This window comes from Aminobacter sp. P4_H6_2 (assembly GCF_056400805.1).
On record NZ_JBFUKO010000205.1, the window covers coordinates 1 to 8,318 of the forward strand.

At 62.3% G+C, this 8,318-nt stretch carries 9 protein-coding genes; 7 read left to right on the forward strand and 2 right to left on the reverse strand.

The window, feature by feature from the left end; all coding sequences use genetic code 11:
* From AC1DUU_RS15800 to AC1DUU_RS15830, 7 genes are all read left to right on the forward strand, one after another.
* A partial coding sequence (locus AC1DUU_RS15800; RefSeq protein ID WP_476784355.1) for a CocE/NonD family hydrolase C-terminal non-catalytic domain-containing protein occupies window positions 1–623 on the forward strand: 623 nt, incomplete at its 5' end.
* 141 nt (window positions 624–764) lie between these two features.
* Entirely contained in the window at window positions 765–2,348 is a 1,584-nt protein-coding gene (locus tag AC1DUU_RS15805; RefSeq protein ID WP_476784356.1) for an ABC transporter substrate-binding protein, read from the forward strand.
* Window positions 2,349–2,364: 16 nt separating this feature from the next.
* Window positions 2,365–3,324 carry an ABC transporter permease gene (locus AC1DUU_RS15810; RefSeq protein ID WP_476784357.1) on the forward strand — a complete coding sequence of 320 codons (960 nt, stop codon included), beginning with the start codon at window positions 2,365–2,367 and terminating at the stop codon, window positions 3,322–3,324.
* 10 nt (window positions 3,325–3,334) lie between these two features.
* A complete protein-coding gene (locus tag AC1DUU_RS15815) occupies window positions 3,335–4,165 on the forward strand; it encodes an ABC transporter permease (protein WP_476784358.1) in 831 nt (276 codons plus the stop codon).
* Window positions 4,158–5,816, forward strand: a complete 1,659-nt coding sequence (locus AC1DUU_RS15820; protein WP_476784359.1) for an ABC transporter ATP-binding protein — start codon at window positions 4,158–4,160, stop codon at window positions 5,814–5,816. Before AC1DUU_RS15815 ends, AC1DUU_RS15820 begins: the two co-directional genes overlap by 8 nt.
* Window positions 5,817–5,856: 40 nt before the next feature.
* Complete coding sequence (locus AC1DUU_RS15825) at window positions 5,857–6,102, forward strand: type II toxin-antitoxin system ParD family antitoxin (protein ID WP_476784363.1); 246 nt, start codon at window positions 5,857–5,859, stop codon at window positions 6,100–6,102.
* On the forward strand, window positions 6,092–6,394 hold the full coding sequence (locus tag AC1DUU_RS15830) for a type II toxin-antitoxin system RelE/ParE family toxin (RefSeq protein WP_476784360.1): 303 nt from the start codon (window positions 6,092–6,094) through the stop codon (window positions 6,392–6,394). The genes AC1DUU_RS15825 and AC1DUU_RS15830 overlap by 11 nt, the downstream gene beginning before the upstream one ends.
* Before the next feature lies 1 nt (window position 6,395).
* Here the strand turns inward: AC1DUU_RS15830 and AC1DUU_RS15835 are convergent, their stop codons facing one another.
* Together AC1DUU_RS15835 and AC1DUU_RS15840 are read right to left on the reverse strand one after the other, a co-directional pair.
* Window positions 6,396–7,337, reverse strand: a complete 942-nt coding sequence (locus AC1DUU_RS15835; RefSeq protein ID WP_476784361.1) for an alpha/beta hydrolase — start codon at window positions 7,335–7,337, stop codon at window positions 6,396–6,398.
* 16 nt (window positions 7,338–7,353) lie between these two features.
* Window positions 7,354–8,136 (reverse strand): carnitinyl-CoA dehydratase, encoded by a 783-nt coding sequence (locus tag AC1DUU_RS15840; protein WP_476784362.1) that lies wholly within the window; start codon window positions 8,134–8,136, stop codon window positions 7,354–7,356.
* Window positions 8,137–8,318 lie beyond the last annotated feature (182 nt).

Below are 8,318 nucleotides of genomic sequence, written 5' to 3' on the forward strand. Positions count from 1 at the left end.
GTCATGAATTCCCCGAGGACCTTGTCCCCGGCGAGACGATGGAGATTGTCTTCAATCTCGACGACATCGCTTACCGTGTGGCACCCGGCAACAAACTGCGGGTGGCCGTGTCGTCAACCTATTGGCCGCTGGTCTGGCCGTCGCCGGAAGAGGTGACGCTCACGCTGCATGAAGGCGCCGTCGACCTGCCGGTACGTCCGTCGAGCAGCGCCGACGAATGGAGCTTCGCCGAGCCGGAAGGGGCGACGCCCTGGCAGGTCGAAACACTGCGCGAAAGTTCGAACAACCGCACGGTCGAGCGCGACGACGCGAAAGACACAGTCAGCCTGCGCATCGTCGACGACTTCGGCGAAATCCGTGACATGGACCACGGCCTGGTCATCGGCGAAATCGCCCGCGAGCTCTGGACCATCGACTCGAAAAGCCCGCTTTCGGCCCATGGCGAAACCCACTGGACGCAGACTTTGTCCAGAAACGACTGGGCGATCAGGACCGAAGCATTCACCGCCATGCGCTCGGATGGGCAAAATTTCCACCTCACCGGCCGGATCGAAGCCTATGAAGGCGAGAAACTGATTTTCCAGCGCGATTTCGACGAAATCATTCCGCGCAACCACATCTGATGCCGCGGGCCGTTGGCCCAGATACGACATGCCGATTGCGCCACATCATGTCGCATTCGGCCTTGCCGATGCCCTTACGTTACGGTCAATATTGCTGACAGAAGTCGAACAATAACGACCGCCAGAGTGAGGAGCCTTCCGTTGTCCAATGAACTGGAATTCCTGAGCCGTATCGTTGCTGCCGGCAAGTTGAGCCGCCGCGATTTCCTCGGCCGCGCTGCAGCCTTGGGTGTCGCGGCAACCTTTGCAAACTCCTTGCTGGCGAGTGCCGCCAAGGCCGAAGGCCCCGTCAAAGGCGGCATTCTGCGCGCCGGCATGCAAGGTGGCGCTGCCACCGACAGCCTCGACCCGGCATCATGGTCGAGCCAGGTCCCCTATTTCTTCGGCCGCCAGTGGGCCGAGCAGTTGGTGCAGATTTCACCTGAGGGCGAGCCGAAACCGGCCCTGGCGGAAGAATGGGGCGCATCCGACGACGCCAAGGTCTGGACCTTCAAGATCCGCAAGGGCGTGCAGTTCCACAATGGCAAGGAAATGACCCCGGCCGACGTCGTGGCGACCATGGAACGCCATTCCGACGAAAAGGCGAAATCCGGTGCGCTTGGCCTGATGGGCGGCATTGCCTCGGTCAAGGCCGACGGCCAGAACGTCGTCTTCACCCTGAAGGATGCCAACGCCGACCTGCCCTTCCTGCTCGACGACTATCACCTGATGATCCAGCCCGATGGCGGCAAGGACAAGCCGGACGCGGGCATCGGCACGGGCCCTTACAAGATCACCGTCAACGAAGCCGGCGTGCGGCTCGGCGGCGAGAAGTTCGCCAATTATTGGCGCGATGATCGCGGCTTCGCCGACCAGATCGAAATCATCGTCGTCAATGACGCGACCGCGCGCACGTCAGCGCTGCAGGGCGGACAGGTCGATATCATCAATCGCGTCGAGCCCAAGATCGTCGAGCTGATCAAGCGCGTGCCCGGCGTCGTCATCCGCAACGTCGCCGGCCGTGGCCATTACGTCTTCATCGCCCACACCAACACCACCCCCTTCGACAACAACGACCTCAGGCTCGCGCTGAAATACGCGCTCGACCGCGAGGAGATGTTGCAGAAGATCCTGATGGGCTACGGCTCGGTCGGCAACGACACGCCGATCAACAAGGCCTATCCGCTTTTCACCGAAATGGAGCAGCGCAAATACGATCCCGACAAGGCAGCGTTCCACTACAAGAAGTCAGGGCATTCCGGGTCGGTGCTGCTGCGCACCTCGGACGTTGCCTTCCCTGGTGCTGTTGACGCCGCTCAGCTTTACCAGCAGAGCGCCGCCAAGGCTGGCATCACGCTCGAGGTCAAGCGCGAGCCCGGCGACGGCTACTGGTCGGAAGTGTGGAACAAGCAGCCCTTCTCGGCCTCCTATTGGGGCGGGCGGCCGACGCAGGACCAGATGTATTCGACCGCCTATTATTCCAAGGCCGAGTGGAACGACACCCGCTTCTTCCGCGAAGATTTCGACAAGATGCTGTTTGCGGCGCGCTCCGAGCTGGACAATGACAAGCGCAAGAAGATCTACGCCGACATGGGCCAGATCGTGCGCGACGAGGGCGGCGTCATCACGCCGATGTTCAACGACTTCATCGACGCCACCAGCGCCAAGGTCGGCGGCTGGGTCCCCGACGGCAACCAGGAGATGATGGGCGGCTACGCGCTGTCCAAGTGCTGGCTCAACGCGTGACAACGGTGTTGTCCGCATGTCCAACCCAATCCTGAAACTGATAGCCCAGCGCATTGCGCTGGGACTGCTCCTGCTTCTGGCCGTATCGGTCCTGATTTTCGCCGGCACGCAAATCCTGCCCGGCGACGTCGCCCAATCCATTCTCGGCCAGTCGGCAACGCCGCAGGCCCTCGCCAATCTGCGCCAGGAACTTGGCCTCAACGACCCGGCCTATATCAGGTACTTCAGATGGCTCGGCGGCGTTTTGACCGGCGATCTCGGCACCGCTCTGTCGAGCCGGCAGGATATCGCGCACGCCATCGGCGGACGGCTCTGGAACACGCTGTTCCTCGCCTTCTGGGCCGCGGTCGTTTCCATTCCGCTGGCCATCATCTTGGGCCTGCTTGCCGTGCGTTATCGCAATGGCTGGATCGACAAGACCATATCCGGCCTTGCACTTGCCTCGACTTCGCTGCCCGAATTCTTCGTCGGCTATCTGCTCGTCTATTTCTTCGCAGTGAAGTGGCAGATCTTTCCCGGCATCTCCACCGTCTATGACGGCATGCCGTTTCTCGAACGCATGAAGGCGATCGCCCTGCCGGCAACGGCACTGACGCTTGTCGTGCTCGCCCACATGATGCGCATGACGCGCGCGGCGATCCTCAACGTCATGCAGTCGGCCTATATCGAGACAGCAGAGCTCAAGGGTCTTTCGCCCTTCAACRTCATCCGCAARCATGCCTTCCCCAAYGCSATCGCSCCGATCATCAAYGTSGTSATGCTCAACCTCGCYTWYCTCATCGTYGGCGTCGTCGTSRTCGARGTGATCTTYGTCTATCCCGGCATGGGGCARTATCTTGTCGACCATGTCGCCAAGCGCGATGTGCCGGTGGTGCAGGCGGTGGGGCTGATCTTCGCTGCGGTCTATATCGGCCTCAACATCATCGCCGACATCGCCGCCATCATCGCCAATCCGCGCCTCAGGCATCCGAAATGAGGGGCGCGTCATGCTTGATCTGAAACGCATTCCCATCACCGCCTGGATCGGCCTGATCCTGACGACGCTTTTCCTGATCGCGGCGATCTTCGCGCCGTTGATTGCACCTTACGGCCTCGGCGAAATCGTCGGCGATGTCTGGGCGCCGATGTCGAGCAAGTTCCTGCTCGGCACCGACAMTCTCGGCCGCGATCTACTGTCGCGCATGATCTACGGCGCACGCACGACGATCTTCATCGCCGTGCTGGCGACAGCCTTGTCCTTCTCGCTCGGCGCGATCCTCGGCTTCACCGCCGCCGTCGTCGGCGGCTGGTTCGACGCAGGCATGTCGCGCTTCGTCGACCTGCTGATGGCGATCCCGACGCTGATCTTCGCGCTCGTCGTTTTGTCAGTGCTGCCATCGACGCTGGTAACGCTGATCCTGGTCATGGGCATCCTCGACTCGACCCGCGTCTACCGACTGTCGCGCGCCGTTGCCGTCGACATCAACGTCATGGACTTCGTCGAGGCGGCCAAGCTGCGCGGCGAAGGCAAGGGCTGGATCATCTTCCGCGAGATCCTGCCCAACGCGCTGTCGCCGCTGGTGTCCGAACTCGGCCTGCGCTTCATCTATGCGGTGCTGTTTTTGTCTGCGCTTTCTTTCCTTGGGCTCGGCGTGCAGCCGCCGGATGCCGATTGGGGCGGCATGGTCAAGGAAAACAAGGACGGCATCGTCTTCGGCATTCCGGCAGCCCTGATCCCGGCGGCGGCGATTTCCATTCTCGCCATCTCCGTCAACCTCGTCGCCGACTGGGTGCTCAACCGCACCACCGATCTCAAGGGAGGGCGCGGCAATGGCTAAGTCACCTGCGAACGGGTCCGAGACCTTGCTCGACATCCGCAACCTCAGGATCGAGGCCAAGGTCTATCCGCCAGGCGAAGCCCCGCGCACCATCACGCTGGTTCACGATGTCTCGCTGTCGCTTAAGAAGGGCCAGGTGCTTGGCCTGATTGGCGAATCTGGTGCCGGCAAATCGACCATCGGCCTGTCGGCCATGGCCTATGGCCGTGGTGGGGTGAAGATCACAGGCGGCGAGATCATTCTCAACGGCCGCGACATCCGCAAGGGCAGCACGCAAGGCATCCGCGCGCTTCGTGGGCGCGAGGTCTGCTACGTCGCGCAGTCGGCGGCCGCCGCCTTCAACCCCGCGCATCGGCTGATGGACCAGGTGGTGGAAGCATCGATCCTGCACGGCGTGGCGACCAGAGCCGAAGCGGAGAAGCGCGCGGTGGCCCTGTTCAAGAAGCTCAGCCTTCCCGACCCCGAAAACATCGGCAAGCGTTTTCCCCATCAGGTCTCGGGTGGTCAACTCCAGCGCGCCATGACGGCCATGGCGCTGTGCTCAGAGCCCGATTTGATCGTCTTCGACGAGCCGACGACAGCGCTCGACGTGACCACCCAGATCGATGTGCTGGCAGCGATCAAGGACGCCATCCGCGACACCGGCGTCGCCGCCCTCTACATCAGCCACGACCTCGCCGTGGTTGCCCAGGTCTCCGACGAGATCATGGTGCTGAGGCACGGCAAGCTGGTCGAATGGGGCGGAACGCGCCAGATCATCAAGGAGCCGCGCCAAGAATACACCAGTGCGCTGGTTTCGGTGCATGAGATCGAGCACGAGGAAAAGCAGCCCGGTGCTATCCCGTTCTTGTCGGTGAGGAACATCACGGCCGCCTATGGCGGCGGCAAGATCAAGGTGTTGAAGAACGCCTCGGTCGACATCCTGCCCGGCCAGACGCTGGCCGTTGTCGGCGAATCCGGCTCCGGCAAATCGACGCTGGCACGCGCCATCACCGGCCTTTTGCCGCCCGAGCAAGGCAGCATCACCTTTGCCGGCCGCACGCTCGCCAATCGCCTCGCCGATCGCACCAAGGACGACCTGCGCGAGCTGCAGATGATCTACCAGATGGCGGACGTCGCGATGAACCCGCGCCAGACGGTGGGCACCATCATCGGCCGGCCGCTGGAGTTTTATTTCGGCATGAGGGGCTCCGAGCGCGACAAACGTGTCGCCGAACTGCTCGACAAGATCGAGATGGGGCGCGGTTTTGCCGACCGCTATCCAGCCGAGCTTTCAGGCGGGCAAAAGCAGCGCGTCTGTATTGCCCGTGCGCTCGCCGCCAAGCCCAGGCTGATCATCTGCGATGAGGTGACGAGCGCGCTCGACCCGCTGGTCGCCAACGGTATCCTCAAGCTTTTGCTCGACCTGCAGGCGGAGGAAGGCGTCGCTTATCTCTTCATCACCCATGATCTGGCAACGGTGAAGTCGATCGCCGATTCCATCGCGGTGATGTATCGCGGCGAGGTGGTGCGCTACGGGCCGAAATCCGAGGTGCTGAAGCCGCCTTTCGATGCCTATACGGACCTGCTTTTGTCGTCGGTGCCGGAAATGGAAATCGGCTGGCTGGAAAAGGCGATCAAGGGCCGGCGCATGGAAAGTGCTGGGAACTGAGCTTATGGGCAATAATACCAATTTTTGGTATTATTGCCCCATGAACAAAAACACGTCCATTTCCCTCGGCCACCACTTCTCGGATTTCGTCGAGAGACAGGTTGAAGATGGCCGCTACAGCTCGGCCAGCGAGGTGGTACGCGCTGGGCTCCGGCTATTGGAAGAGCACGAATTGCAGGTGGCACAGCTGCGCGCGGCCATCATCGAAGGCGAGGAAAGCGGCCCGTCCGCGCCGCTGAACATCGAGAAATTCTTGGGCCGGATGCGTGCCGGCCATGGCCGCTAAGCGGCTGATCTTTTCTCCGGCAGCCGAAACGGATCTCGAGCTGATCTGGCGCTACACCGCTGAAACGTGGAGCGCAGATCAAGCCGACCAGTATGTCCTGCAGATACATGGCTCATGCACCGAGCTCGCCGCAGGCCGTCGCAAGGGTCGCTCACTCGCGGACATCAGGTCCGGCTATCACAAGCTGAGCATCGGCTCGCATTTCATCGTCTATCGTGCCATGGGCGAAACCATCGACGTGGTCCGCATTCCTCATCAGCGCATGGACATCGGCGCACGCCTGTCGAAGTAGCTCACCACACCCATTCCCCTCGCCCCAGCACCCCCACCGCATCCACGATCCTGGCGAAGCTTTCGCGGGCACGGCCGACCGTGTGGCGGGCGCGGAGATAGCCATGCACCAGCCCCGGCTCCTCGCACCAGAACGCCTGACCTTCAGCCGCGACGACACGCTCGCCATAGGCCTCGCCGTCCGACGACAGCGGGTCGCATTCGGCGGTGACGATCAACGTCGGCGGCAGATTGGCGAAGTCGCCGTCGGCGAGCGGCGACATGGTGATGTCGCCGGTGCGGTCTTCGCCGCCGGTGCGGACGTCCTGGTAGAAATGAAGGTCGCGCACCGTCAGCATCGGCGCTTCGGCATGCTTGACATAGGAGCCGCGCGACTGGTCGCCGCCGAGGCCGGGATAGATCAGCACCTGGCCAATGGGCTTTCGTACATGGCCGCGCGTGGCGTGGCTGACAGCGGAGGCCAGATTGCCGCCGGCACTATCGCCGGCAAGCACGATGGGCAGGTCGTAGACGGCTGTCGCCCATTCGAAGGCCTTCAGGACATCGTCGAAGGCTGCTGGATGGCGGTGCTCCGGGGCCAACCGATAGTCGACCGAAACCACTTCAAAGCCCGTCCTACCGCACAACTCGGCACAGACATCGTCATGACTGTCGAGCCCGCCGAGGATGAACCCTCCGCCATGGAAATAGACCACGACGGCCGCCGGCTTCCTGCCGGCCAACCGATAGACGCGGATGGGAATGTCGTGCGTCGACGTGGCGACGCTCGTCGTCTCGGCCGCAACCCCTTCTGGGTAGCCAGCGAAAAACTCGCGGCACATGCGATCGTAGATCTCGCGCTGCTGGGCGATGGTGTAATCGATCGTGTCGGGCGGATAATATGAATTGGTCCGCTCGATGAACGCCCAAGTCTCGGCGTCGATGAGTTTGGCGTAGTCGGTCATGGGAGCAAACCTTACCTCACTTCCCCTTCCATACCGGGTCGCGCTTCTCGGCAAACGCGCGAAAGCCCTCAAGGTTGTCATCCGAGGCATAAAGTTCGTCGACCGTGCGGAACTGGCGCTTGGTGATGCGATTCATCGTCTCCTGGAAGCCCATGACTTCGGCAGCGCGCGCCACTTCCTTGATCGCGGCAAACACCAGCGGCGGACCGCCGGCAAGCAGGCGCGCGACCTCCCAGACACGATCCTCGAGCTTGTCGGCCGGCAGCACCTCGTTGACCAGCCCCCAGCTATGCGCCTCGGCGACATCCATCCAGCGGCCAGTAAGCAAAAGGTCCATGGCGACATGGTAAGGAATGCGCTTGGGCAGCTTGATGGTTGCAGCATCCGCCAGCGTTCCGGCCTTGATCTCGGGCAAAGCGAAGCTCGAATGATCGGAGGCGTAGATCAGGTCGCAGGACAGCGCCAGTTCGAAGCCGCCGCCGACAGCCATGCCGTTGACGCAGGCGATCACCGGCTTGTTGAGGTCGCGCAGTTCCTGCAGGCCGGCAAAACCGCCGACGCCATAATCGCCGTCGACCGCATCGCCATTTGCGGCGGCCTTGAGGTCCCAGCCGGCCGAGAAGAATTTGTCCCCGGCCGTTTTTACGATGGCGACGCGCAACGCGGGATCGTCGCGAAACGCCTTGAAGGCCTCGCCCATTTCCCGCGAGGTCTTGAGGTCGATGGCGTTGGCCTTCGGCCGGTCGAGCGTGACTTCGAGGATAACGCCCTCGCGGCGGGTTTTGACGACGTCGGACATTTTTCCCTCCTACGAAGCTTCACGAGTAACAAGCAAGGCATCGGCGATCCACGCGCCTTGCCCTTGCCCGCAAACGATCAGCGGATTGATGTCGAGTTCCTCGATCACCTCGGCATGGGTCGAAACGAAGCCGGCGATGCCCACTATCGCCTCGATTGCCGCGTCGAGGTCGGCCTTGGGCC

Excerpts from the sequence above, each read along its gene's own strand:
- AC1DUU_RS15820 (WP_476784359.1), top strand. The coding sequence starts at position 4,158 with ATGGCTAAGTCACCTGCGAACGGGTCCGAGACCTTGCTCGACATCCGC.
- AC1DUU_RS15825 (WP_476784363.1), top strand. The coding sequence starts at position 5,857 with ATGAACAAAAACACGTCCATTTCCCTCGGCCACCACTTCTCGGATTTC.
- AC1DUU_RS15830 (WP_476784360.1), top strand. The coding sequence starts at position 6,092 with ATGGCCGCTAAGCGGCTGATCTTTTCTCCGGCAGCCGAAACGGATCTC.
- AC1DUU_RS15835 (WP_476784361.1), bottom strand. The coding sequence starts at position 7,337 with ATGACCGACTACGCCAAACTCATCGACGCCGAGACTTGGGCGTTCATC.
- AC1DUU_RS15840 (WP_476784362.1), bottom strand. The coding sequence starts at position 8,136 with ATGTCCGACGTCGTCAAAACCCGCCGCGAGGGCGTTATCCTCGAAGTC.